27 protein-coding genes and 2 pseudogenes are annotated in these 26,216 nt (G+C 37.8%); 17 read left to right on the top strand and 12 right to left on the bottom strand.

All coding sequences use genetic code 11. The features are described 5' to 3' along the window. Window positions 1-120: pseudogene (locus FTU77_RS03335) on the bottom strand (IS5/IS1182 family transposase); the annotation flags it as partial. Between the two features lie 78 nt (window positions 121-198). Beyond that, a pseudogene (locus tag FTU77_RS03340) lies at window positions 199-1,037 on the bottom strand (IS3 family transposase); the annotation flags it as partial. Window positions 1,038-1,158: 121 nt separating this feature from the next. Here FTU77_RS03340 and FTU77_RS03345 point away from each other — a divergent pair. Both FTU77_RS03345 and FTU77_RS03350 read left to right on the top strand, forming a co-directional pair. Then, window positions 1,159-1,728: a hypothetical protein gene (locus FTU77_RS03345; RefSeq protein WP_180042250.1), complete on the top strand. Its 570-nt coding sequence runs from the start codon at window positions 1,159-1,161 to the stop codon at window positions 1,726-1,728. 262 nt (window positions 1,729-1,990) lie between these two features. Next, on the top strand, window positions 1,991-3,151 hold the full coding sequence (locus FTU77_RS03350) for an MFS transporter (protein ID WP_180054633.1): 1,161 nt from the start codon (window positions 1,991-1,993) through the stop codon (window positions 3,149-3,151). A gap of 24 nt (window positions 3,152-3,175) precedes the next feature. On the opposite strand, the gene FTU77_RS03355 is transcribed toward FTU77_RS03350, so the two are convergent. Beyond that, complete coding sequence (locus FTU77_RS03355) at window positions 3,176-4,606, bottom strand: GGDEF domain-containing protein (RefSeq protein ID WP_180054635.1); 1,431 nt, start codon at window positions 4,604-4,606, stop codon at window positions 3,176-3,178. Window positions 4,607-4,857: 251 nt separating this feature from the next. On the opposite strand from FTU77_RS03355, the gene FTU77_RS03360 reads away from it, so the two are divergent. Further along, window positions 4,858-5,340, top strand: coding sequence for a hypothetical protein (locus tag FTU77_RS03360; RefSeq protein WP_078190792.1), 483 nt, complete (start codon window positions 4,858-4,860; stop codon window positions 5,338-5,340). Window positions 5,341-5,410: 70 nt separating this feature from the next. Here the strand turns inward: FTU77_RS03360 and accC are convergent, their stop codons facing one another. Genes accC through aroQ form a run of 3 tightly spaced genes read right to left on the bottom strand, consistent with a single transcriptional unit; the run spans window position 5,411 to window position 7,677 of the window. Beyond that, window positions 5,411-6,772 carry an acetyl-CoA carboxylase biotin carboxylase subunit gene (gene accC, locus FTU77_RS03365; RefSeq protein WP_180005521.1) on the bottom strand — a complete coding sequence of 454 codons (1,362 nt, stop codon included), beginning with the start codon at window positions 6,770-6,772 and terminating at the stop codon, window positions 5,411-5,413. 17 nt (window positions 6,773-6,789) lie between these two features. Beyond that, window positions 6,790-7,206, bottom strand: coding sequence for an acetyl-CoA carboxylase biotin carboxyl carrier protein (gene accB, locus FTU77_RS03370; RefSeq protein ID WP_078190790.1), 417 nt, complete (start codon window positions 7,204-7,206; stop codon window positions 6,790-6,792). 15 nt (window positions 7,207-7,221) lie between these two features. Next, window positions 7,222-7,677 carry a type II 3-dehydroquinate dehydratase gene (gene aroQ / locus FTU77_RS03375; RefSeq protein ID WP_078190789.1) on the bottom strand — a complete coding sequence of 152 codons (456 nt, stop codon included), beginning with the start codon at window positions 7,675-7,677 and terminating at the stop codon, window positions 7,222-7,224. Window positions 7,678-8,796: 1,119 nt separating this feature from the next. On the opposite strand from aroQ, the gene FTU77_RS03380 reads away from it, so the two are divergent. The 9 genes from FTU77_RS03380 to FTU77_RS03420 all read left to right on the top strand — a co-directional run bounded on the left by FTU77_RS03380 (window position 8,797) and on the right by FTU77_RS03420 (window position 14,352). Continuing rightward, window positions 8,797-9,165, top strand: a complete 369-nt coding sequence (locus FTU77_RS03380) for a hypothetical protein (RefSeq protein ID WP_180054637.1) — start codon at window positions 8,797-8,799, stop codon at window positions 9,163-9,165. 3 nt (window positions 9,166-9,168) lie between these two features. Next, entirely contained in the window at window positions 9,169-9,561 is a 393-nt protein-coding gene (locus FTU77_RS03385) for a hypothetical protein (protein WP_180050770.1), read from the top strand. Between the two features lie 584 nt (window positions 9,562-10,145). Beyond that, the gene (locus FTU77_RS03390; protein ID WP_168379492.1) at window positions 10,146-10,406 is read left to right on the top strand and encodes a hypothetical protein; all 261 of its coding nucleotides are present in this window, start codon (window positions 10,146-10,148) and stop codon (window positions 10,404-10,406) included. 3 nt (window positions 10,407-10,409) lie between these two features. After that, on the top strand, window positions 10,410-11,165 hold the full coding sequence (locus tag FTU77_RS03395) for a zeta toxin (protein ID WP_257223565.1): 756 nt from the start codon (window positions 10,410-10,412) through the stop codon (window positions 11,163-11,165). A gap of 43 nt (window positions 11,166-11,208) precedes the next feature. Then, a complete protein-coding gene (locus FTU77_RS03400) occupies window positions 11,209-11,454 on the top strand; it encodes a hypothetical protein (RefSeq protein WP_180041448.1) in 246 nt (81 codons plus the stop codon). A gap of 240 nt (window positions 11,455-11,694) precedes the next feature. Continuing rightward, window positions 11,695-12,108 carry a YeeE/YedE family protein gene (locus tag FTU77_RS03405; RefSeq protein ID WP_180054639.1) on the top strand — a complete coding sequence of 138 codons (414 nt, stop codon included), beginning with the start codon at window positions 11,695-11,697 and terminating at the stop codon, window positions 12,106-12,108. Between the two features lie 2 nt (window positions 12,109-12,110). Next, on the top strand, window positions 12,111-12,530 hold the full coding sequence (locus tag FTU77_RS03410; protein ID WP_180054914.1) for a DUF6691 family protein: 420 nt from the start codon (window positions 12,111-12,113) through the stop codon (window positions 12,528-12,530). Next, window positions 12,530-13,414 (top strand): MBL fold metallo-hydrolase, encoded by an 885-nt coding sequence (locus tag FTU77_RS03415; RefSeq protein ID WP_180022652.1) that lies wholly within the window; start codon window positions 12,530-12,532, stop codon window positions 13,412-13,414. The genes FTU77_RS03410 and FTU77_RS03415 overlap by 1 nt, the downstream gene beginning before the upstream one ends. Before the next feature lie 176 nt (window positions 13,415-13,590). Then, the gene (locus tag FTU77_RS03420; RefSeq protein WP_180054641.1) at window positions 13,591-14,352 is read left to right on the top strand and encodes an alpha/beta fold hydrolase; all 762 of its coding nucleotides are present in this window, start codon (window positions 13,591-13,593) and stop codon (window positions 14,350-14,352) included. Window positions 14,353-14,397: 45 nt separating this feature from the next. Here the strand turns inward: FTU77_RS03420 and FTU77_RS03425 are convergent, their stop codons facing one another. From FTU77_RS03425 to tssH, 6 genes are read right to left on the bottom strand one after another with little or no spacing between them, the layout of a single operon-like run. Further along, window positions 14,398-15,354 carry a M15 family metallopeptidase gene (locus tag FTU77_RS03425; RefSeq protein WP_180054643.1) on the bottom strand — a complete coding sequence of 319 codons (957 nt, stop codon included), beginning with the start codon at window positions 15,352-15,354 and terminating at the stop codon, window positions 14,398-14,400. Further along, entirely contained in the window at window positions 15,351-16,022 is a 672-nt protein-coding gene (locus FTU77_RS03430) for a hypothetical protein (protein ID WP_180054645.1), read from the bottom strand. The genes FTU77_RS03425 and FTU77_RS03430 overlap by 4 nt, the downstream gene beginning before the upstream one ends. A 12-nt stretch (window positions 16,023-16,034) precedes the next feature. Continuing rightward, entirely contained in the window at window positions 16,035-16,838 is an 804-nt protein-coding gene (icmH, locus tag FTU77_RS03435) for a type IVB secretion system protein IcmH/DotU (protein WP_078190778.1), read from the bottom strand. Between the two features lie 9 nt (window positions 16,839-16,847). Next, the gene (gene tssK, locus FTU77_RS03440) at window positions 16,848-18,212 is read right to left on the bottom strand and encodes a type VI secretion system baseplate subunit TssK (RefSeq protein ID WP_168379484.1); all 1,365 of its coding nucleotides are present in this window, start codon (window positions 18,210-18,212) and stop codon (window positions 16,848-16,850) included. Between the two features lie 5 nt (window positions 18,213-18,217). Further along, window positions 18,218-19,348 (bottom strand): type VI secretion system protein TssA, encoded by a 1,131-nt coding sequence (gene tssA / locus FTU77_RS03445; RefSeq protein WP_078193367.1) that lies wholly within the window; start codon window positions 19,346-19,348, stop codon window positions 18,218-18,220. 19 nt (window positions 19,349-19,367) lie between these two features. Then, window positions 19,368-22,040 carry a type VI secretion system ATPase TssH gene (tssH, locus tag FTU77_RS03450; RefSeq protein ID WP_180054647.1) on the bottom strand — a complete coding sequence of 891 codons (2,673 nt, stop codon included), beginning with the start codon at window positions 22,038-22,040 and terminating at the stop codon, window positions 19,368-19,370. Between the two features lie 373 nt (window positions 22,041-22,413). On the opposite strand from tssH, the gene FTU77_RS03455 reads away from it, so the two are divergent. The 5 genes from FTU77_RS03455 to tssE all read left to right on the top strand — a co-directional run bounded on the left by FTU77_RS03455 (window position 22,414) and on the right by tssE (window position 26,204). Next, the gene (locus tag FTU77_RS03455) at window positions 22,414-23,109 is read left to right on the top strand and encodes a hypothetical protein (protein ID WP_180054649.1); all 696 of its coding nucleotides are present in this window, start codon (window positions 22,414-22,416) and stop codon (window positions 23,107-23,109) included. A gap of 15 nt (window positions 23,110-23,124) precedes the next feature. Then, window positions 23,125-23,628 (top strand): type VI secretion system contractile sheath small subunit, encoded by a 504-nt coding sequence (gene tssB / locus FTU77_RS03460; protein WP_078193364.1) that lies wholly within the window; start codon window positions 23,125-23,127, stop codon window positions 23,626-23,628. Continuing rightward, complete coding sequence (tssC, locus tag FTU77_RS03465) at window positions 23,621-25,105, top strand: type VI secretion system contractile sheath large subunit (RefSeq protein WP_168379480.1); 1,485 nt, start codon at window positions 23,621-23,623, stop codon at window positions 25,103-25,105. Before tssB ends, tssC begins: the two co-directional genes overlap by 8 nt. Window positions 25,106-25,153: 48 nt before the next feature. Continuing rightward, window positions 25,154-25,657, top strand: a complete 504-nt coding sequence (locus tag FTU77_RS03470; RefSeq protein ID WP_078190771.1) for a type VI secretion system tube protein Hcp — start codon at window positions 25,154-25,156, stop codon at window positions 25,655-25,657. 70 nt (window positions 25,658-25,727) lie between these two features. Further along, window positions 25,728-26,204 carry a type VI secretion system baseplate subunit TssE gene (gene tssE, locus FTU77_RS03475; protein ID WP_078190770.1) on the top strand — a complete coding sequence of 159 codons (477 nt, stop codon included), beginning with the start codon at window positions 25,728-25,730 and terminating at the stop codon, window positions 26,202-26,204. Window positions 26,205-26,216: the final 12 nt, after the last annotated feature.

Genomic DNA, 26,216 nt, shown 5'->3' on the forward strand with positions numbered 1-26,216 from the left:
AATTCGAAATAAAATCGCTTCAATAAAATTCCGTAAATTTAATTTGAGATAAATATTAAAGTGACGGAAAATAGCAAGTAACTTGGACCAGTGTTGATCATTTAGCATTGTTCGAGGCATAGCGAGTGTAAAATTGGGTTTGGCGATTTAATTTTACTATCTCGCTATTTTTTTAATCAACAAATGTCAACAGACCCTAAATATTTCAGGTCGACCATATTTTTCAATAGCTTCATTTAATGTTTCTATGCAAAATGTAACCTCCATACTAATCGATACTCTATGCGCAAGTACCTTGCGGCTATGCCAATCAATCACAACACATAAATAAACAAAGCCTTTTGCCATAGGGATATACGTTATATCCGTAGACCACACTTGATTACTGCGCTGAATAGCCAATCCTTTGAGCAGATATGGATATTTGCGGTGAGCTTGATTAGCCTGGCTTAAATTTGGTTTGCAATATAACGCATTAATGCCCATTTTCTTCATTAAAGTACGTATATGACGTCGTCCTATATGATGTCCTTGACGATTCAACAAATCACGCATCATACGGCTACCTGCAAAAGGGTATTGCATATGTAACTCATCCATACACCGCATCAGCTTCAGATCTGATGCACTCACAGGTTTTGGGCGATAGTAATAACAACCACGGGAGACTTTCAGCAGCTGAGCTTGCTTAGATACTGAAATCTGAAGTGAGTCATCGATTAACTTTTGTGGTTGAAGCGGCCCAGTTTCTTCAACACACCTTCTAAAAAATCAATTTCTAATGCCTGCTCACCGATTTTTGCATGTGGTTTTTTTAGATCGATGGGTGGTTCTGTTGGAGCTTTTGATTGCTCGAAAGCTTGCGAGGAAGCTGAAATCAGTTGATTTTTCCAGTCGATAATTTGGTTTTGATGAACATCAAATTCAGCACTCAATTCAGCAAGTGTTTTTTCTGCTTTAATCGCAGCAAGTGCTACCTTAGCTTTAAAATCATTTGAATGATTTCTTCTTGGTCTACGTGCCATAAAATACTCCATATATTGATGTTTATAACATCATTTGGGGAGCAAAATATCACTTATAAGTGTTGTTCAAATTTCCTGATCCACCTCTTTCATTCGTAAACTCAAAATCGGCTATCTCCTAAATAACAAAGGAATGAGTTCAGTTCAGATAATTAAAAATTTAAGCACTGAAAAGATGGTGCTAGAAATATTTAAGAAAAAGGCGATCGTTGGTAAACATATGCATAGTAATAAATGTATGTTTAACAATAGAACGACGAATGAATGGCTGTCTGAAGATGATAGTGTTGAAGAGTTTATTTTTGAGCTTGTACGTATGGGCTGGATAAAATTGAATCGACCACCTGAAGAGAGTAGATTTTGGCAGATGATTCACGACGAAGATGGTAAAATGTTTGGAGTGTTTAATGCTGTTGAAAAAACTTTTATTTATGATTGGATTGCTGGCAAATCTATAGATCCTAAGCAAAATCAAGTGAATAATGAGTATGTGAAAAACTTCCTAGAGACCAATTCATTTAATTATTTAGCTAACCATGAAATGGCTGAGCTTAAGAAACAATTTGATGGAAATACGAATACAGGATATAAGATCAACAAACTTCTAAAGTATTTAGCGCCTCATATGCATCATCAAGAAATTGGTTTATGGAGTACCCAACGTATTGTTGAATGTTTATTTCCATCTCTAGCTCGTCAATAAAATAAATACTCCAAAAGATTTATAACTTTCATCGTCAAAAATAACCGCCTTCGGGCGGTTTTTCTTTTATGCGAAAAACAGTGATAAAATAGTGAAAATTAATGAGTTTTTAAAGCAGTCTACAAAAAATCAAAAAAAATATTTTTTTGCAATTTGTAGACTCATTTGTAGACTGTTGAGCTACAAATACAGCCAAATGAGTGCAATCTTATATAACCATTAACTTATTTAAGTGTTTGAAAATACAAGTGAATATAACCAAATGCAATCAATTCCAATCCAAACAAAACTAGGTGGATTCTACTTTTTCTATTATTCAATAGTGGGTACATTCATGCCGTATTGGAGTTTGTATTTAGAGGATCAAGGGTTTAATTATCAAGAAATAGGGGTTTTATCTTCGATTGCAATTGTGACACGTTTTTTTGCCCCATTTATTTGGGGTTGGATTGCAGATAAATCCGGCAAGCGCATGCTTTTAGTTCGAATCGCAACATGGATGGAAGCCTGTATTTGGTTTCTGATTTTTATAATTCCCAACAGTTTTCAATCTGTTGCATTACTCATGCTGGTTTTTAGTTTCTTTCAAAATGCTATATTGGCTCAGTTTGAAGGAGTAACTTTATTTTGGTTAGCTGAGCGGCGTGCAGAACTTTATGGAAAAGTCAGAAAATGGGGATCAGTTGGCTTCATTGTTGGGGTATTTGGAATTGGGGCTTTGCTAGAAATAATACCTGTTTCAATGCTGCCTATCATGTTGTTATGCATTGCATTTCTCGCATTTATTTGGTCATTTACGATTAAAGAGCCCGCTACTGCACCATCTTCACAGAAAAAACTTGAACCACTTTGGCCTATCTTAAAACGACCAGTTGTAGCGAGTTTTTTTATCATTGAATTTTTTCTGCTCTTTTCGCATGCACCGTTTTATAGTTTTTATAGCAATTACCTTATGCAAGCTGATTTTTCGACGAGTCAAATCGGTTTTTTATGGTCTGTCGGAGTCATTGCGGAAATCATTATGTTTGCCTATGCCAATGTCTTTTTTAATCGATATTCTTGGCGTAACTTAGTGCTCATTTGTTTAGGGCTAACAGGGATGCGATGGTTGATTGTAGGCTTATATCCGACGGTGTTTATCACTCAATTTGCTGCGCAAACGATTCATGCCTTTAGTTTTGGATTATTCCACTTAATCGCTATGCGAATCATTTTTCAAAATTTTACCGCAAGTCAACAAGGGCGTGGTCAAGCGCTATACAGTACCATGTGGGGCTTAGGTGTTGCGAGTGGCAGTATTTTAGCAGGTCGATATTGGGACATGCTTTCGGGACCCGTTATTTTTATGATCGCAGGACTGGCGGTTATACCTGCCATGTTTTTGGTCGTGGGCTTGCCTAAAACGAACCAAAAGCCAGCTTGAAACAATTCAGTATATTGAAAAGTCTCAATGGACTAAAATCACTTGATTACGGCCGAGTTCTTTAGCTTGATATAATGCCTGATCGGCTTGATTAATCATACTTTGCAAACTTGGAGCATTGGGCAAAGACTGATGAATCAGACCCATACTCACCGTAATATAAAAAGTATTTTGTTCATCAATGATGATAGGTGTAGTTTCAACGACTTTTCGGATGCGTTCAGCGATACCTTGGGCTTCAGGTGCTGCAACGTTGGTAAGTAATATACTAAACTCTTCACCACCTATACGTGCAAATAAATCTGTTTCACGCAAATTCTTACGTACAATACCAGAAAATTCCTGTAAAACTTGGTCACCGACATAATGCCCATATTGATCATTCAATTGTTTAAAATGATCAATATCTATCATGATAATGGAAAAATTGAGCTGAATTTGGTTTTGTAGGTAAAGCTCACCTTGCTCGAAAAAATATCGACGATTCATCGCATGCGTTAAACTATCATGATTTGCAAGGTATAAAACTTCTTTATACAGTTCGTGCCGATTGCGGCTAATAATACAAAGAATTAATGGAGCGATTATCAGCATGGCAAGGCCAATGCGTACAGAAATGGCTGTAGACAAGTAGGTGAGTGATGAATCATGTAAATAGAAGGCATTTAAATTGTAATAGGTCGCTAAAATGACTACGGCATTAATCAGAGATAGGGTAAATAATCGATAGGTTAAAGCTGCCCAAATCAGAGCCGCTAAAGGGTAGAGAATTGCGCCCGGACCAGTAGTCACTGTCGTTAAAAATACGCAGAAGATAACCGCAATAGCTGGAAATATCTTGTTGATTTGAAAGCTTTGATTGCGTCGGTCTTTGCAATACAGTTTAAGATCGGCCAGTTTAGGAAAAGACAGAATAAGCGGTAATATAATCAGCGCATTTAATATTTCAGTAATCCACCACATACCAAAATCAATCGACAATCGATCGGTCGACATAAACGTGTTGGGGATATAAGGCACAGTGAAAATAGCAAAAAGAGCACCTGCAAGGCATCCACCACAGGCGATGATGACAATCATGGTCAGAAAGGTGAAACCTTTATTATAGTTTTGATAGTTCACCTGAAAATATCGCATAAAAAATAGCGATACCATGCTGTTGGTTAAATTTGAAAAAGTGAGAAATAAAGTGAGTTGGAAATAATTGCCCGTCACTAAATCTGCGAGCATATAACCGGTAAATGCACCTAACCATCCTCCCAGATTACTCAGTTTAGGGAACCTTAAGAATATTGCTAACAATACTGCATTCGCAGGCCAAAAAATCGCTAAATAGCTTAATGGGCGGCTGAAAATACCGACTAAGCAGCAGCAAAGAATAACTGCAGCGACTATGACAAAAGCCATGCTGTGGCGTGCATTAAGCGGAGCAAGACTATTCGAATGCAGTTTCATTAGCTTATGTAAGCCTAAGTTAAATATGGGAGAATTCGTTTTTTTCGAATATTAAACGATAAAAAAGATTTTATATTATTTTATTGTAAATAGTGTGATTTGTTTGGCATTTAGCTGATTTGTAGTTTCGTTAACCGAGATTGATTTTTTGGATAAATAGGAAAAATGATTGTTATGAAAATGTGATAAACCGCGGATTTGTAAAAAAATGTGTTACTTTAAGAGCATGATTTATATGACTGATTAAATGTATGAAAATAGCATATCTTACAGTTTTACTCATGTTGAGTTCATCGTTGGTGATGGCGGCAGATAATAAGAATACAACTCAAAATTCAGAGGCTAAAAATCAAGTTGAAGCGGTGAATAGCTTTAGGGTGACAACACGTTCTGAATTGGTCGGCTTATGGGGTATGGAAATTCCGACCAATAAAAAGTGCGTTGAATATTATAATTTTAAGAGCAATAATGATGTTGTGATCAAAAGCGGTGAAGAGTGGTCATCTGGGGTATATGACTATCAACCTGCGCAAGATCCGAATGTGCAAATTCCAGCACTGATTTTACAAGTGAAATATGACAATAATCAGATGGATTGTTCGGGCAATATTCAAGATCAAACCGGCGAAATTTCACAGTACTTTGTAAAGTGGAAAAGTCCATCGGTTATTAATTTCTGTGCCAATGATCAGGCTCAGCAGTGTTTTGCGACATTGCGTCGAGTTTTGCCTTAAGCATGACTATAGATCTTTCTTATGAAAATAAAAAACCACTCATTTGAGTGGTTTTTTTGACGCTGAAGTTTTATTTCTCTTCATGTCCTTCGACTTTCTTTAATAGATGTTTTTCAAGATAGTGAATATCCATTGCTTGTTCGCAGAAATTTTTATCTTGAAGAATCAAATCTTTATGTAGCGGAATATTGGTTTTCACGCCAGTTAAGATAATCTCTTCGAGAGCTTGTTTCATGCGCGCAATAGAGGTTTCACGATCTTTACCATGCGCAATGAGTTTTGCAATCATTGAATCATAGTATGGCGGGATGCTATATCCTTGATAGATATGAGAATCTAGTCGGATACCTGCGCCGCCCGGTGCATAGAAATGATCGATTTTGCCCGGTGAAGGCATAAATGTAGATGGATCTTCTGCATTAATACGACATTCAATCGCATGACCTTTAAGTTGAATATCTTCTTGTTGAAGATCCAAACCTAAACCGGCAGCAATGCGTAATTGTTGCTCGATAATATCTACGCCAGTCACTTGCTCAGTAACAGGATGTTCTACTTGTACACGAGTATTCATTTCAATAAAGAAGAATTCACCTTCTTCAAATAAGAACTCGAATGTACCAGCACCACGGTATTGCATTAATTTACAAGCGTTTACACACGCTTCAAGAATATGCGCACGTGCTTCTTCAGGTAAACCCGGTGCAGGCGCTTCTTCAAGCACTTTTTGATGGCGACGTTGCAATGAACAGTCACGATCATAAAGGTGAATTGCATGGCCATTACCATCTGCAAGAACTTGCACTTCGACATGGCGTGGCTTTTGAAGGAAACGTTCCATATAAACGGTGTCGTCACCAAACCACATTTCCGCATCACGTTGAGCGGCTTGTACAGATTCGAGTAGCGTGTCTACACGTTCAACGATACGCATACCACGACCACCACCACCTGAGGCAGCTTTTACAATCAATGGGAAGCCAATTTCTTTGGCTTCTGCCAATGCATTGTGAATCGTTACAGCATGGTCACAACCCGGAACTGTTGGTACGCCAGCTTTTTTCATCGCAATAATGGCAGAAACTTTGTTCCCCATTAAGCGAATGTGTTCAGGACGCGGACCGATAAAGATAAAACCTGAGTTTTCTACAATTTCTGCAAACTCAGCGTTTTCAGATAAGAAACCATAACCTGGATGGATGGCATCTGCACCGGTGATTTCAGCCGCTGTAATAATGGCAGGGATATTGAGATAACTTTCGCTGCTGGCACCTGGTCCAATACACACTGCTTCGTCACAGAAGCGTAAGTGCATTAGGTCTTTGTCGGCATCGGAATAAATCCCTACGGTTTTAATTCCTAAAGTTTTGCAAGCGCGGGTGATGCGGAGCGCAATCTCACCACGGTTTGCAATTAAAACTTTTTGCAACATTGTGATTCCCCGTGGTCTTAAGCGCGATAGCGGAATAATGGTTGACCGAATTGGATCACTTCGCCATTTTTAACCAAAATTTCTTCAATTACACCGCTTTGAGTTGCTTCAATTGGGTTCATGATTTTCATTGCTTCGATGATACCGAGTGTTTCACCAGCAGATACAGTTTGACCAACTTTCACAAATGGTGCTTCACCTGGATTTGGCGCAGCATAGAACACACCAACCATAGGAGACGGCTCAACAGCACCACGTGGTGAACGAGGTGCAGCAGGCGCAGCGGCAGGAGCAGCCATAGCAGGCGCAGCGGCAGCAACTACTGGATTGCGACGAGTTAGAGCAATCGATTGATCGCCTTCTTTAACTTCAATCGCCTGTAAGTCAGATTCAATCATCAAATCGATGAGTTTCTTGATTTTACGGATATCCATGAACAGTATTCCTAATTAAGATTGAGAAGTTGGTTGAATTTTTTCGATGGCGAAGTCTAGTGCTGCGGCATAGCCTTTTGCACCTAAACCACAAATAACGCCAACGGCTTTATCAGATAGATAGGAGTGATGTCTAAATGCTTCGCGAGCGTGGACATTTGATAGATGTACTTCGATAAACGGAATGGCTACACCAAGGAGGGCATCACGCACAGCAACCGAAGTATGTGTTAGGGCTGCTGGGTTAATAATGATAAATTGAACGCCTTCTTGTTGCGCTTGATGAATTCGGTCGACGACAGCGCCTTCCCAATTACTTTGGAAAGTGTCGAGAGAAATGGAAGCGTTTTGAGCCTGTGAAATCAGTTTTTGGTTAATATCTTCGAGTGTTAGATAGCCATAAACTTCGGGTTCACGTTTTCCCAGTAAGTTGAGATTCGGTCCATGAATGACCAAAATGGTCGAGCTCATTCAGCCTGCTCCAATAAAAAGTTGCAAATTTACTTTGCAAGATACCTGCAAAGTTTGCTCATTATGGCATAAAATTCCACATTTTTTTTATAATTTCTTTGAATTGACGTGAAAAGCATGTGCCGAGAATGGGCTATATAATGCGAACTTTGCAGAGAATTGGCAATGTTAAAAGATTACATTTTTTATCATTATATTGTAGGGCATCATTTTAAACCCAATTGGCTAAAACTGTTGATATCTTTTGTGTAAACTTGCTTTATCGTGGTGCATTCGTGTAGCAATAACCAATACAAATGATCTGAAAGGTGAGATGGCCTGTACATTTGTCTTATAGATCGTCAGTTGAACTGCCTACGCATGCATAGTCGTAAAGATAGTATTTATTCAGCGTATTAAAAATTCTAAGGTTTAACTTATTTCACGCGTAAAGGAATCTAAATTGTTCTCAGTTTTCAATCGAGTTATTTGAAAGAATAAATCAGGTTTGTGTGCTAAGTATATAAAAATTAAAAGATAGTTACTTTTTCTATGGTTTATAAAGCATATTTCTAGGCCAATGAAATTTTTTTCATAGATGATAGGGCTCAAGCTAGATATTTTGTTTGCCTTAGCGAATTAAATATTCTGTGGGAGCATTTCCTTATAAGTAGGCAGCTTTAGATATGATGAACATTTATTGCCTAGCTAAGTCATACTTTATAGACCTATATATAAGCGTATTAACCATCCTGTGTATTTTCTAGTCAGTGTTTTGAATCTATGAAACGTGCAAGGCATTGACGATTTCTTTCATAAATCATGTAAGTTTGGAAAATCGGGTATTTGTCCAAATTTGCACAGGCATTGGCAAAAGTTAAATCTGTGGTGGTAAAGAAGCTTGCTGTTTGAATGTTGATTCTATTTTTTTTCGTCTATTTCTGTGTTTGAGCGGTATATGTCTTAAATTAAGTTTCCTTTATTCCTGTTTATACCTTTACATGGAATCTACAGCATTGAGTCTTTTGTTATAAATGAATTGATAAAACAAGGCACGAATGCTTTCGCACGGAAAAAATTTATCTATATAAGTGTAATTCACGGTAGAATGCCCGAAACCTATATGGCCTGAGAACAAACATGGCAAAACATACGCAAAATTCATCACCTTTGGCAGAACTGATTGCAGAACAAAAACTTTTATGTGAAGAAGTGGGTTCTGCATATGTAGAAGTGCAGGGCAATGATGTAATTGCTGTGGCTGTCCATACCTTAAATAAAGATCCAATAGTTGGTATTCGTAAGCCTGCAGAAGGTGATGAAAATGTCAGTTGGTATATTTATGGCGGCGAGCTTGAAGGCGCAGATAACTTTGAAACAATGACTGTGCGTAAACTGCAAGATGTTGTGCCTGAAGTGCTACCGTATTTAGCTTTGGATGTGGGCTATCGTTTTATGATCGATGCTGATGATTATGAAGATGTCTGGAAAGAAGGTGATGAGGCTTAATTTATGCATTCTCCGTTGATGTATAAACTTTATGTCTTTATTTTTTCTGTGTTTACTGCTTCTGTAGCATATGCAAATGTGAATGAAGCGGTTACTCCACAACTGACTCAAGCTGAATATAATGCTCAGATACATACATATACTGAGCAAATTAATTCAACCAAAGCCATTTTAGATGACCCTACATCTACTGCAACGGGTCAGCAGCAAACTCAAGCATTTTGTTTAAGATTGAATGCATATCGACAGATTTTAGAAATATCTCAGCAAAACTCAGCTCTTGAAATGGCCAATCTAATGCGAGTGGCTTCACAGCACTATTTACAACAACAGCAACAGAGTATGCAGTCATCTGGCTTAAACGAAAGTGCATTTTGTTCGAGTCCTACAAAATAATTTAGGTTTAAATTTCTCTGCTTAAACTTTTGGGCTCTAGTCTAACTTTCTTTCATTTTGTTCTATTTTTCATAATTCGAAATGGTCTAATATTTCAAAATTATTACAGCATTATTCACTATAGGTGCAGTTTCTAATAATCTTAGAAGTTGAAAATGTAGATTGTCAGAAAATGATATAAAATATGCTTAAATTGACAAGTCCATCACATTATTATGATCAAGTTAGAACGATTTATATGCAACAAACATCCCTGGTCCTGTTGCATAGGTCAGTACTAATACATCAACTTGTTGATGTCGTTCTCTTTTGGCCACTGAATAAGTGGCTATTTTTTTGTGAAAAATTAAATGCTTAATTGGGTGATAAATCCAATGTATGTAACTTTTACTTAATTCCTGATTTACTATCCACACACATTGACTCATATACGACATTCTTTTCGAGTAAGATAATCAAATGATTTAAGCACTTTGAATTTTTATCGATTTCCTTTCAGTATGAGTGATGGATAAATAGACAAATATTGCGAGTATGATAAGATGATTGAACACATTATTTTTGATGTTTGAGGAGTTGTTTCCATGACAGCTTATACTTCAGTAATGAAAGCAAGCCAATATGAGGACGATATGATCCCGAGCCTTGCTATCCATGCATTTCGCCATGCTTTTGAACAAGCAAGTGCTTCATCCACTGTGGTTTATGTAAAAGGTCTACAACTGGTTCAACGTCTGCAAAATGGTCAAGAAGTACAAATAAAAGATGTTTCAGCCGACTTCGTACAAGTGGATGATCTACCTAAAATTTTAAAACGTAAAAAGAAAATAGAGGAAATTGTTTAATACATGCCTCCACAACCTCGCATTAGAATGTTCGCGGGTCCAAATGGTTCAGGTAAAAGCACAGTTAAAGAATATTTATTGCCCCATCATATTGGGGCATATTTAAATGCGGATGAACTCGAAGCTCAACTGAAACATTCACACCGGCTCAATTTGTTGGATTACCATCCCGCTTTAAAATCCGAAGCACTAATTGACTTTCTATATACGAAAAAGCGTCCCGCCGATGGAGAATTTATTCCTCTATTAGCACGTAAACCTCAGATATTAAATCCGTGGAAAATTGAGTTTCATCCAGACCAGATTGACTCATATCTTTGTGCAAGAATTATTGATTATATCCGTTTGCAGTTTTTAGAACTAAAAATTAGTTTTACCTTTGAAACAGTGATGTCCCATATTTCAAAGGTGGAGTTTCTACGCGAAGCAAAAAGAAAAGGCTTTCGAACCTATCTGTATTATGTTTCCACTATTGATCCTGTTATCAATATTTCACGTGTTCAGTACCGAGTGAAAACGGGTGGACATGGTGTTCCAGAACAAAAAATTCGCGAACGTTATTATCGAAGTATGGATTTGTTAATGCAGGCGGTAGAAGCAACGGATCGTAGTTATTTATTTGATAACTCTGCCGATGGACAGCATGCTTCTTTCATTGCGGAAATTGAACAAGCTGAAATTTTAAAGATGAATTCAGGTATTCAGCGTTTACCTTGGTGGTTTGTAGATAAGGTGCTTAAAGAGTTTGAACCAAATTAATATCAACTGAACGTAATAGAAAACAACATAACAGGCTGAACTTATGCAGAATAATGACTATGAATTACAACAACATTCAAACTCATCTCCATTAGATCAAACTCATCTTGATCAAGCCATTGAGCAGCAAGCTGAACAAGAACAGCAAAAAAATAGTACATCATCTGATCCTTTATCTTCTGTAGATTTGACTGACTTAGCTGAAATTGGTTCGAATATTATAGAATTGGGTTCAGATGCTTTAACATGGGTGAGCGATGCACTCAGCGATATCAGTATTGATCTATAAATTATCTATTATTTCAATTAACTTCATAATAAACAGCCTTTATTGAAAAATCTCCGAGGAAATATTCCGTGATTTTTCAAGTTTATAAATTATTTCTAAATAAATTAATCAAATACCTTTGAACCGTTAAATTATTAAATTAGGAAAAGGCAAATTAGAACGAATATTTCGGCGTGAGAGCTTGCATCTTTTTCTAAATAACATATTATAAAAACATATAATGTTTTGTGGCTGATGAATATGCATCCATTTCTAACTGCTTTTCTCGGTGGGACCTTATTGGGCCTGGCCGCAGTTGGCTACCTATACGTACATGGTCGAATCGCAGGTATCAGTGGTTTAATTGCGCAAACGCTGAATCGCCAAACGATTTTAAAAACACCCGCGATCTGGTTTTTAGCAGGACTTTTTATTGTGCCTTTTATCTACGGGCAATTGACCTCTGTGACAATCGAGCTGGATGCAAGTCCATGGATGATGATCATTGCCGGTGTATTGGTTGGATTCGGAACTCGATTAGGCTCAGGTTGTACTAGCGGTCATGGCATTTGCGGTATTAGTCGTCTTTCTAAGCGTTCATTCTTTGCAACTGCTAGTTTTATGTTGGCTGGGATTATCACAGTTTATGTAATGAGACATGTAATCGGAGCTTAATGATGAAAAATATATTGGCTTTTATTTTTGGTGGAATTTTCTCATTAGGTTTAATGATTTCGGGCATGTCTAATCCAGAAAAGGTCTTAAGTTTCCTTGATATTACAGGGCAGTGGGATGCGAGTTTAGCTTTTGTGATGATGGGAGCCATTGCAGTTGCATTTATTCCATTTCAAATGGTAGTTCGTCAATCAAAACCGACAACCTTTGATAGGAAGGCGATTGAATTACCGAGTAATAATCAAATTGATGCAAAACTCGTCATGGGGAGTGTTATCTTTGGAATAGGTTGGGGGATTGCAGGGATTTGTCCTGCGCCAGCCTTTACTTTGATCGGGCTTGGCTATTATCAAGCGATTTATTTTGTTATAGCGATGTTTGCAGGCGTCTATCTACATCGAAAATTTGCGGGAGCAAATTAATGTCAAAGCGTGCACAGGTACAACCTTTTTTTGATGAAAATACCAATACATTTAGTTATGTGGTATCCGATCCGCAAACAAACCGATGTGCGATTATAGACAGTGTATTGGATTATGATGCTGCTTCTGCAACTACTCAAACGAAGCATGCAGATTTGATTATTCGTTATATTCAAGAAAATAGCCTAAGCGTAGAATGGATTTTAGAAACGCATGTGCACGCAGATCACTTAACCGCATCTCAATATTTAAAACAGGTTCTTGGTGGCAAAATTGCGATGAGCCATAACATCAAGATTGTGCAGGAAACATTCAGCGCCATTTATAATTTTGATGTGAAATATTTTAATTCACATCAGTCTTTTGATTATTTATTTGCAGATCATGAGGCATTTAAAATCGGTGAGTTAAATGCCTATAACATTCCAACGCCTGGACATACACCTGCTTGTCTGAGCTATGTGGTTGGTGATGATGCTGTGTTTGTCGGTGATACCTTATTTATGCCTGATTATGGCACAGCACGCTGTGATTTTCCCAAGGGCAGTGCAGCAGTATTATTCGATTCAGTACAAAAGATTTATCAGTTAGCACCTGAAATGCGCTTGTTTTTATGCCATGACTATTTACCAGAAAATCGGTCAGAATACTGCTGTGAAAGCAGTGTACATGCGCAAAAACAGCAGAATATTCATATCCACGTTGGTACGAAAAAAGAAGATTTTGTCAAAATGCGAACTCAGCGTGACGCAAAATTGGCTATGCCAAAACTGATTTTACCTGCAATACAAATCAATATGGATGCAGGTAAATTTCCAAAACCAGAAGGGAATGGTATTCGCTATTTAAAAATTCCTTTTAATCACTTTAAATCTGCAAATTAAAGACAAAGATCTTTTAGGTTGATTGCGGTTGGCTATTTCATTTGTAAAATAGCCTAAGCAAATTAAATATTTGCCACATACAAATAGCCTAAGTAAGACTAATAATTTTTTAACTGTCATTTGATTTCATTCATTCAACTAGGCATCATAATATCAACATAGCAAAGTATTCAAAAATGATCCTAAATTACGAATATCATCAAAAATTAGAAGGCGAAACACACCCACTAGTCTTTATTCATGGTTTATTTGGCAGCCTCAGTAATTTAGGGATGCTTGCCAGAGCTTTTCAAAATTCACATTCTGTCATTCAGCTTGATTTACGAAATCATGGTAAATCACCTCAAAGTACAGAAATGGATTATTGTGAGATGGCAAACGATGTACTTGAGACATTAGATGTAATTGGCATCGATAAGTTTTCAGTGATTGGCCATTCCATGGGAGGTAAGGTCGCAATGCAATTGGCTTTAATCTCAGAGCGGGTAGAGCAACTTGTTGTATTGGATATCGCGCCCTTTGCATATCAAGAACGTCATCATGATGAAATTTTTACAGCTTTGATTGCTGTACAAAATGCACAAATTCAATCTAGAAAACAAGCGGTTGAAATTATGCGTGAGTATATTCATTCAGATATGGTGATACAGTTTCTACTCAAGTCGTTTAGTAAAGGACAATGGTTGTTTAATGTAGATGCGTTGTATAAACAGTATGACCAAATTATTGGTTGGGAAAATATCGGAAATATTTGGCAACAGCCTGTATTGTTCCTCAAAGGTGGACAGTCACCTTATATTTCAAAAGCAGAACATATCAATGCGATAGAACACCAATTTCCACATGCGAAAATTGTAGAAATAGAAGGTGCAGGCCATTGGTTACATGCAGAAAAAACAACTGAAGTTATAGAGCAAATACAAAATTATTTAGATTAATACGGTGTGCCTTCAATTATATTTTGCAGGCACAACATCGAAATACTACTCAATCGAAATGTTATTGGCTTGAAGCTGACCTTCAGAGGTGAGTAATGCCGCCATCTCTGCAGTTTTTTTCAGGCCTGGCATACGATATTCTGTATGACCATAATCTTGAATGGATTTCCAACGTCCGCCCCATGTTAAACCGACAGACTCAGCGGCTTGACCGTAAAGTTGATAACCACGCATAGCCCAAGGGTCTCGTTCAGTAATGACCACTTTTCCATTGCGTTTAAAGGCGACATCGGCTGCTAAACCAAACTGATGATAACTTTGGAAGCCACGGGCACGAGTGGTATTTTTATTGGTGGCTAAATTATTTTGACGTTCTGGACTACGATAACCTTCAAGCAAAATCATTTCATAGCCATGTTGTTCACGCATGATTTTGAACACCATCAATAAACGCTGCTTATAACGAGGGTTCATTTTATGCCATTTACGATCTGCTGAAGGCACATCCGTAGAGTATGAATGCGTATGGATATCTTGAACTTCTGGATTAAAGCTTGAGGCCATAACAGATGGCTGCTCAATCATTGCAGCTTCTTCTGCAATTGCTTCTTGAACAAGATATTCTTCGACTTCAGGAGGTGCATCTAAAACTTGCCCATCGAGCATCGAGTAAATTTGAGGATCGACTTTGCGTAAATAATCTGCTTCTACTTTACTTGCAGTAATCGGGCGAGTAAAAGAAAATAATAAAATACTGGCAAACAGTAAAAAGCCTGCAAATAAAATCCACCATTGTTGTAAATGCCAGTGTGATTGAATCTGTTGTGGTGCTGCAGCATAGTTCAGTTCATAAGCAAAATTTTTGGCGTGTTGAATTCTTTTTTTACTTTGTGGAATGATTTGAAAGAAAAAATCTTGAACTTTAATTCTTAGCTCATAAGAAAAGCAAAGCACTGTCACCAGTGCTAAGACAAAGAAACAACTAACCAAAAAAATGATCATGGAGAAACTGTAGCGCTCACAGTCGCATTGGCAGTGCTTGTTGCAGCAACCACTTTTGGACGTTTGGTTTCAGAAATTTGCGTTCCGCCCATCGGTTCTTCGAAGTGCTCATCTTCTTTCACTACTTTCGTGGATGGCTCTGTAGGCTTGGTCACCTTGGCCGTTGTTGGCGAAGCTTTTGGTTTCGCTATAGTATTTGGAATATGTGATTTAACGGTTGTTGTAGCAGCTACAACAGGGCGCTGCGGTTGGGTAATTTCAAAAGGTGAACGGTTATTCGCCACAGCTTGAACAGGCTGAGTTGCCTTAGCCGTGTTACCATGATTGAAAGCAGTAGCTAAATCATTCGAATATAAGTCATTATCCGGATCTTTTTCTTCAGTTGCATGAACGGTTTGCTGCGCTTTTTCAGCTGAAGCTTGCTCATTTTCGTTTTGACGAGGTACAGCGGATGCCTCAGTTTCAGCTTTATCTTCAGTTGGGGCAGAAGTAGTCATTTCTGTATTTGCAGGCTGATCGTCAGAACTTAGATAAAAATATCCCAGGCCAACAACAATAATGACCGCAGCACCAACAAGAAAGCCAATCGCAGCATGAGCTAAAGGCGGTAAATTATTCTTTTGAGTCGACTGTAAAATTCTAACGTTATTCGATTTTTCGTTTGCCATGGTGTCTAAGTCTTATGGTAAATGAATGGTGATATAAGCCTGTTCCGATGGTGCAGTTATGACATTTTGATATTGTGATAACGCCTGATTATTTTGACTGGATAACATATATTTCAGTCCACCAAATGCTAATACAGCAAACAAAGCCCAAAAGATAATGATCCAAAAAAATGGTAATTCACGGTGAATAATGTTTTTAATTTGATCCGGCAGTGCCGCGAAAGGCGAAAACGCCTTTTTACCTTTCATATAATCAATTTCATCACCGACACGTGCAACGAGTGAATTGAGCATTTCAATCGATTCAAGTCGGTATTTACCATGAAAACCAAGGAGCATGCAGTAATGATAAACTTCAAGTGCTGCTAATCGATCTTTATTCTTAGAACGAATTTGCTCTAAATTTTCAAAAAAGCGGTAACCCGCAAGCTGTGAACCAAAAAGACTTAATTGCAATGGATTCATCATCCAATTGTTTTGTAAATCAAAAAAGCGTGCATCTTGTTGGGTGACAATGGTTTCATCTAATAAAGCGCAATAGGCATATTTTGCGTCCGTGATATCTTCATTGCTGAATTGAAGCTTACGGGCTTGGCTTTCAAATCGGTTTAATAGATCCATAATTTTTGTCCTGAAACTTTCAGGGCTGGATGGAACATATTGATTTTTGAGTAAGAAAACAATGTAAAACCCATCATGCAGTAGATCAACTAAATTAGTTGAACTGTTGATTTTCGGTTCAGCACTTGGTTTTGAAGAGCCTAATCCTATTTGACCGTCGTCAAAAAGTGAAGGGGCATTATTTGAAATATTCATGATTGCTCCTTAACCATTCATCACAGCAATAAGTTCAATCGAGATATCTTGGAAGCCAGCTGGTATGTAAACGCAGATGGATTCAGAATCAAGCATACGTTGATACAAATCATTATTTGGCTCAACTTCAAAATAACTCACACCTGAACGTACCGGAATTGCTGTTGGCACTTGCATCATATGTTGCAATGGCACAGCCGGTAATGCCGCCATGACACGCTGTTCAACATCAACGGTATTACCGACTTTAAAGCGCAGCGGTACATAAGAAATAATGTCATGTGTAGGCATCACACTACTTGAAACAGCTAAATACAGGCGAGAATCGCGAGTAATTTTATCACTTTCAAGACTGCCCACCCAGTAGGATTGACGGGTTTCTTTCAAGTTAATACTGATATATCGATTTGAAATAATCGTATCGAGCAACTCACGTAAAATCACATCTAATTGAGTAAAACTTTCTTGCAAATTATGATGTTGATACTGTGGAAGCTGATCTACTTCGTAAGCTGTCGAGAAGGTGAGCAAGGAACCTGTCAGACGCAATAATTCAAAATACAAACGTTCAGGATGAATCAGTGGATATTGCAATAAATGATTTAAGGTCGCATGCGCAGTATTTAGCGCATTAACCAACCAAAATGACACGATATCACCTGAACGGAATTCAATTAACTTTTGTTCGTTTTCACGATTATTCGATTGAATGGTTTTAATTTTAGCTTTAATGATATTCAGCGTTCGTTTAAGCCCGGTAATCAGTGAATCACACGAACTAATATGTAATATTGGTGGGATGAATTGATAATCTAAAACAAAATTACCAGAACTTTGGCGCTTAATTCGGCCAATAGGCATGTAAAGAAAACCATCAAGATTGTGCTGTGGTTCTTGGCCTAATTCAAAGATTTTAAACTCTGCACGGCGGCGTAATAAGGTAATTTCAGCAGCCGTTGCATCTGTAAACAAATCATGAGTTTCAGTCAAATGTGAATGATAGCGACTCGATTGGGTATTTTCTTCAAAATTGACGTTTCGTTTATTCGGTTGAACGATTGGTAATGCTAAATAAATTTGCATTTCACCGCGTAAATTTAATGAATCAAGTAGTACAGGCTCAGGTAATAAGTCTTGTGCAGGTGCTTGATAAATCTCGCCATCTTGCCAAATCATTTCAACTTTATTCAAAGCCAAAGTATTGGTACTGAGTTGTGATTCATCAAAAATTAAACTTTGAATACCATAAGCGAACGGTATTGTTGCGCGAACCGTATGGTTTAAACGCTGTTCATGATAAGCATCTTGTAATTGAAAGTGTTGCGGGCGTAAAAATAATCCTTCACCCCATAAAATTTTTTCTGCTTTAAACATTGCTTTTACCAGTCGCTATTCGATTCATTACTTTGTTGCTGAACACCTAACATTTCTTGTACAGCTTCAAGAGGGTTTTCATCCTTAATCACATGAGTTAACCATTCATGCAGTGGCATTTGTGACCATTTAATGGTTTTTTGCAGCATATAACTGACAGGGCTATGCGGCTCATTCACTTGGAAATAGTCCGCAATATCTTGCAAGACTTTCATGGCTTGTTCACGGTTTTCAAGATGATTTTGCACTTGAGGTTTAAATTGCTGTGTATGCTGTTGTTGTATTATTTGCATATCATTCTGCACGGAAGTTACAGTGGAAAGTGTTTGGCTTTCAATTGGAGAATTTGATTGAACCTGTTCAGCGCTCGATGAATTGATAAAAGCATCTGCTTTATAGATTTTTTTTAAACTCAAGTGAATCATTTCGATTTGAGAGTCAATGCCAGCAAAGCTTGGCGCATCTAAACCCATCAAATCATCAAGAGTCGTTTTTAAGTTTTCCCAATGGTTTAAAATATCTAAAAACTGTTGGTAATACTGGTATTGAATTGATTTTGAGGTATTGAACAAGGCATGTTCAAACTGTTCCATACCATTAAAAGACTCTTCTTGATCATCATCTTCATGGTTGGATTTACGTCTTTGGTTTTGAACATGAAGTAGTCGATCATAGTCGGATAGGGAATAAGCTGCCGCGCCATGAACGATTGAAACTGATTTAATTAATGTTGGGATTTGATTAATTATCCCTTGTAATAAACCTAGACGTTGATCAAGGTCATCATCTTCAATTTCAGGATGAAGTTGTAGCCAAAAGTCTTGCAAACTTTTTTGTGTAAGTTCAATCCCTTTGGCAATCCCTTCGAAACCATGAATGTGAGTCCACGCTTCAAGCAACCAACCATATAAGCGAATATCTTTTGTATGTTCGCGAAGTAGATCTGACGATTTTTGGTGCACAAAGCCCCAATCTGCCTGTTTTGGTTCTGCGATCCAGTCGCCTTGATCCAAGAGCGGGTCATCTTGTGTTTTAGCTTTTTTAATTGCATGAAAATCATTTGAAAATGAAAAATCACTACCGCAAGGTAAATCGTCCGTAATCGGTTGCAATAAAGCGTCGAGCTCTAAACTCATATTCTACATCGTTCCTAACTTATGCTTCTAAGGTTTTAGTCTTTTTGCTGCTGCGTTTTTTCGCAGGTTTACTTTTAGGATCTAAAACATAAATAATTTCATCGTCTTTGACATCGATTTCAATGGCTGATGGAATCTTTTGCTCGCTCATTGCCATGAGTAATTCAGTGGCTAAAGCAGGCAAGACCGTCGCATTTAAAATGTTATCGACATTACGCGCACCACTATCGACCTCAGTACAGCGACTTAATAATAATTCGACTAAATCGTCGGTATAACGTGTTTGCGTACCATATTGTTTTTCAATACGCGCGGTAATTTTGCCTAATTTATGCTGAATAATGCGTACGAGCAGATCATCGTGCAATGGGAAATACGGCACGATACGCATACGACCTAAAAATGCCGGCTTAAATTGTTTATATAAAGCTGGTTTTAATACATCTAAAAGTTCTTCTGCTGACGGCCATTCTTCTACTGGCTGATTTAAACAGGCCTGCATAATGGCACTAGAGCCTGCATTTGAAGTCAATAAGATCGTAGTATTTTTAAAGTCAATGACACGACCTTCGCCATCTTCCAAAGTACCTTTATCGAATACTTGGTAGAATAATTCTTGAACATCGCTGTGTGCTTTTTCAATCTCATCAAGTAAAACTACACTATATGGGTTACGGCGAACTGCTTCTGTCAGTACGCCACCTTGGCCATAACCGACATAGCCTGGAGGAGCACCTTTTAAAGACGACACGGTATGTGCTTCTTGATATTCAGACATGTTAATGGTGATTAAATGAGACTCACCACCATATAACTCGTTTGCTAACGCAAGTGCAGTTTCGGTTTTACCCACACCACTTGGGCCAACCAGCATGAAAACGCCTTGAGGTTTATTTGGATCTTCCAATTTTGCTTTGGAGGTTTTAATGCCTTGTACCAGTTGATGCAGTGCATAATCTTGACCCATCACACGTTGTTCTAACTGTGTTTCAAGCTTCAAAATTTGCTGAATTTCATCATTCACCATTTTTCCAACTGGGATACCGGTCCAGTCTGAAATGATTTCATTAATAATTTGTGCATTCACACGTTCAAAAACCAGCGGCGTTTGACCTTGTAAAGTTGCCAGTTGGTTACGAATATTGCTTAAAGTTTCAATATTTTCTGGTTTTTGCTCGGACTCTTGTTCAAGCGTTTTAATCTGTTGAACGATTTCGAGTTCTATTTTCCACTGCGTTTCTGTCGACTGAATTTCTTGTTCAAGCGCGGATATTTGTGTTTTTACACTTTCAATGCGTTCGTGGTGAATAGGAATATTCTTATGTTCATTTTCAAGAATCGCCAATTCAAGCTTCAAATTATGTAATTGAGCATGAAGTTGATCCAATTTTACAGGTTGTGCATTTTGCGTTAACGCAACACGCGCAGAAGCCGTATCTAAGACACTAATCGCTTTATCAGGCAATTGACGGCCAGTGATATAACGGTGTGATGCATGGACTGCAGTAACGATAGCTTCATCGTCAATTTGTAAATTGAAATGTTTTGCCATCACGGGAATCATGGCACGCAGCATATCGATTGCGACTTCTTCAGTCGGTTCTTCAACCTGAATTACTTGGAAGCGTCGGCTTAATGCGGCATCTTTTTCAAAATACTGCTTATATTCAGCCCATGTGGTTGCGGCAATGGTTCTTAACTCACCACGTGCAAGCGCCGGTTTTAACAGGTTTGCTGCATCATTTTGACCTGCTTGACCACCCGCACCAATCAACGTGTGTGCTTCATCAATAAATAAAATGATTGGATGTGCAGAGGCTTGAACTTCATGAATGACTTGTTTTAAGCGATTTTCGAATTCACCTTTAACACTGGCGCCCGCTTGTAGCAAGCCCATATCTAAAGTATGAATGCTGACATTTTTTAAAGCATCTGGAACTTGGTTGGTTGCGATTTTTAATGCCAGACCTTCAACAACGGCCGTTTTACCAACACCAGGCTCACCCGTTAAAATCGGATTGTTCTGACGACGACGCATCAAAATATCGAGCATTAGGCGGATTTCAAACTCACGACCAATCACAGGATCAATGCCACCATTTTTAGCTTTTTCAGTTAAATTAATGGTGTATTGGTCTAGAGCAGGTGTTTTAACTGGCGTTGTTGCATTCGTTTGAGCAGCTGATTTTTCATCTGGTGATGCAGTTGCTAAATCTTCATTTTCAATGCTCTTTAGGCAAAGATCTAAAAATTTATGTTTAATCGTATCGATAGGTAATAAATCGAAAAGAGAAGAAGCTCTTGCTGCAATTTGGTATAAATCTGGCGCGGTAAGGAGCGCAACAAGTAAATGACCACTACGAATTTGTGGATCTTGTTCAGCAGATGCTAATAACCAAGCTTGTTCAAGTAAGCGCACAATGGATTGGGCAAAAATAGGAGTGCGCGTATTTCCTTTTGGAAGTTGAGCAATACTTTCTTTGAGGTCATCTGCCAAACCATCTGCAGAAACTTTGTATTTTTCTAAGAGTATTTGAAGGTCATTTTTATTGTTATAGGTTAATAATTCGAGTAAAAAATGTTCAATTTCGATTTCATAATTTTGCTGTGAAATACATGTATTGGCTGACTTTTCGAGTGAAATGCGGGCGTGAGGTGAAAGTTTAGTAATTAAAACTTTTAAATTATTCATAAATAACTCATCAAATTTAGAATCCACAGTACGAAATTTTACAAGTTTGACTGTGATCTCTTTTTTCTTGCTATAAAAATAAAAACTTTAAAATCAACACCTTATGTATTATTAGTGTCTTGCTTTAGGCGATATAATACAGATTAAATAAAAAAAGGAAAAAGATTTTTTTATAAAATGAAACAAAAAAAAACAAATAGTCGACAAACTTTGGAGTATTTGGCACATTTTTGTATTGACTCTATGTGCTTATTTTTTGTTAAATCTGCAGCATATTTTTAATTTTGATAAATGAAGAGAAAACCCACGGGAAAATAAGTGGTGATTTCTCCACATAAATTAAGTTTTAGCACGTAGAAATACAGAGGCAATTTTGAATAAATTTAGTGTTTTATTACCTATAATTTTAGCAGTCAGTTTAACACAAACCGTTTTTGCAAAAGATAAAGCGGCATCTGTGAAAAAATCCTGTTTAAAGGATTATCCACTGGCAGTAGGTGATACAGATCCAGAGATTATTGGTTTTTATAATCAGTTATGTGACAAAAAAAATAAGAAAAATGAGAACTTAAAAAATGAAATCTTTGTAGATATTGCCAAAAAATATCAAGCCAATGGTTACAATTTAAAAGCATTGCAAGCGGTCAATCTGCTGCGAGAAAAGAACTATCAGTCTCCTGAACTTACTGATGTCACTTTTTTAGCAGGTATCGCTATTTCTTATAATGCGCTGAATCATATGCGGAGTAATGAAAATCGTACTCTAGATGAACAGACCTATTCTCCTGCCAAAGTGTTGTCGGATAATATTCGTTATATTCAGCCGACGATTGATAAATCTACGTCTGTTGCAGCAGATGTTCGTGAAAAAAGTACAGAATCTTCGAGCAATGTGAAATCTAAACAGACAACACCAGCTAAAAAACGAACCAATACAGCGTCTACCAAGCCTAAACAAACGACTACAGCTGCAAGCAAAAAGAAAACCACCACGACAGCAAAACCGCAGACTACAGCGAAAAAACCTGCTACTGGTGGTTCACCTTTCGATACATTGAAGAATAAATAACAAGGAAAAGCACTCATGGCAAAACGTGAAAGTGTACAGAAAAAACTTCAACGAATTCGTCCTCCTCGTGTTCAATTGACTTACGATGTTGAAGTTGGCGACGGTAAAGAAATTAAAGAGTTACCATTCGTTGTTGGGGTGTTAGGTGATTTCTCTGCGGCATCTGAAGTAGAGAAAACTAAATTAAAAGACAAGAAATTCATTAATGTTGATTTAGATAATATTGATGAGGTAATGGAGTCTTTAGCGCCACGTGCTAATTTTCAAGTTGAGAATACCTTGACTGAAGACGGTGGAAAAATGTCGGTAGATCTTACATTTAAGAGCATGGCCGATTTCACTCCAGAGCAAGTTGTACAACAGGTTGATCCATTACAAAAGTTAGTTGCCGCGCGTGAGCGTCTGTCTGACTTGCGTAATAAAATTTCAAATAATGAACGCTTAGAAGATTTACTGGATGAAGTGTTACATAACACTGATCAAATTCGTAAGTTGAGTGTGGAGGCAGAAAATGAGTAATTTTAATACTGCAACTGCTGCAAACCTTGAAGCAACTGAAGAATATTCGCTTTTAGATTCAATTGTTGAACAAAGTCGTATTGCGCGTACAGATCAAGAACATGATCGTGCAAAAAGTCTGATCGGTGAACTTGCCAAAGAAGTCATGGCAGGTACCATCACCGTTTCGGACAATATGACTTTATCAATTGATAAGCGTATTGCTGAAATTGATGCGTTGATTTCATCTCAGTTAAGTAAAATCATGCACCATGCTGAATTTCAAAAAATTGAATCGACATGGCGTGGTTTGTATTATTTCTGCCAAGAAACACCTTCAAACTCTTTAACAAAAATTCGTATGTTAAATACGACGAAAAAAGAGCTGATTAAAGATTTCCAAGGTGCGACAGATTTTGACCAAAGCACGTTGTTCAAAAAAATCTATGAAGAAGAATATGGATCGTTCGGTGGTGCGCCTTATGCAACATTGATTGGTGATTTTGAGTTTGACCGTACACCTTCTGACATGTACTTGCTTGAGCAAATTTCACATGTCGCGGCGGCTGCACATGCACCGTTTATTTCGGCAGCAAGCCCGAATATGTTGGGTCTAGAATCTTTCACTGATATTGATCGTCCACGCGATGTGTCTAAAATCTTTGAAACTGCTGAATATGTACAATGGCGTTCATTCCGTGAAAGTGATGATGCACGTTATGTTGCATTGACAATGCCACGTGTATTGGGTCGTTTGCCATATGATCCAAAAGAAGGTATTGCCACTGAAGGATTTAACTTCGTTGAAGAAGTTTCAGGCGAAAACCATAATGAATATTTATGGATGAACGCGGCTTATGCCTTTGGTACACGTTTAACCAATGCTTTTGATATGCATGGTTGGTGTGCTGCGATTCGTGGTGTAGAAGGTGGTGGTTTAGTTGAAGGTTTGCCTGTCCATACGTTCAAAACCAATGATGGTGAAGTGGTCTTTAAATGCCCAACTGAAATTGCCATTACAGACCGTCGTGAAAAAGAACTGAGTGATCTTGGTTTTATTCCGTTGGTACACTGCAAAAATACGGATTATGCAGCATTTTTCGGTGCGCAATCGACGCAAAAACCTAAAAAATATGATAGCGATACAGCAAATGCCAACTCTGCATTGTCTAGCCAGATCCAATACATCATGGCAGTTTCACGTATTGCACATTATTTAAAAGCAATGATGCGTGACAAAGTGGGTAGTTTTGCATCAGCGGGTAATGTTGAGACCTTCTTAAATGAATGGTTGTCGCAATATGTATTACTCGATGATGGTGCATCTCAAGAAGCTAAAGCTCAGTATCCATTGCGTGAAGCTTCTGTAAAAGTTGTAGAAAATCCAGCTTTGCCTGGTCACTACAAATCTGTGGTTTTCTTAAGACCACATTTCCAGTTGGATGAGTTGTCTGTTTCATTACGACTTGTGACCGAGTTACCTCAGTCCTCAAATTAATTTTGGGTCAACACTATAATAACTTTAAATAAATAGGTATTCAGAACAATGAAAGATATATACATTCAATTTCGTGGTAAGTACAAAGTAGACGGCGAATCTCGTGATGCAGAGCACAAGAGTTGGTTAGAAGTAAACTCTTGGACGCATAACATCCGTCAACCTAAATCTGCGACTTCTTCAAGTGTGGGTGGTCACACTGCAGAACGTGTAGAACATTCTGATATGGTTTTTGTTAAAGATTTAGACGCGACAAGCCCTAAACTTTGGGAAGCATGTTCAGCAGGTTATACATTTGATGAAGTTCAAATTGATTTCTACCGTGCGAATGGCGATAAACGTATTAAATATCTTCAAATCAAACTGAAACATGTGTTGGTTTCTAGTGTGACTCCAACTGTAAATGATGAAGGTGTTCCGCACGAATCATTTGGTTTGAAATATGCTGCAGTAGAGTGGACATATAACCAACAAGATATTAACGGTACTGCGAAAGGTGCTGTTACTAAGAAGTGGTCATTATCTAACAACACTGCTTCATACGCGGCGTAATAGATGGATTCAGATAGAGGCTAACTTGGGTAGCCTCTATTTTCATTTTTTTAAATATTTATAAGAAGATATGAATCTCGATCAGCTTTATCCTTATGGTTTTAGAACGACATTATTTGACCGCTTATTACCAGCAGATGCTCAGCAGACTCAAGGTCTGTCTTTGCAAGAACTTCGTGAATCTGTTGCCTCCGATTTAGAGGATCTCCTCAATAGTCGGGTGGCAAAGTTAGATGAACTGATTGATGACTTTCCATTAGCAAAAAAATCTATTTTGCAATTTGGCATTATCGATTTTGTTGGCTTATCGACTGCAAATCCATCGGATCGCGACAAAATTTGTCAGTCAATTGAACAATCGATTGCTGCACATGAACCGCGTTTAAAGCAGATTCGAGTCGAAATGCTCATGGATGGTCATAATATGGGGGCACTATGTTTAAGTATTCAGGCATATTTAAATATTCATCCTTTATATGAACCGGTTATTTTTGATGCCTTATTAAAACCAACAACACAACAATATGTTATTTCTCCAAGAGCTTAATGAAGTGGGTTA

It is taken from the genome of Acinetobacter sp. YH12142, from assembly GCF_013418435.1.
Classification (GTDB): domain Bacteria; phylum Pseudomonadota; class Gammaproteobacteria; order Pseudomonadales; family Moraxellaceae; genus Acinetobacter; species Acinetobacter amyesii.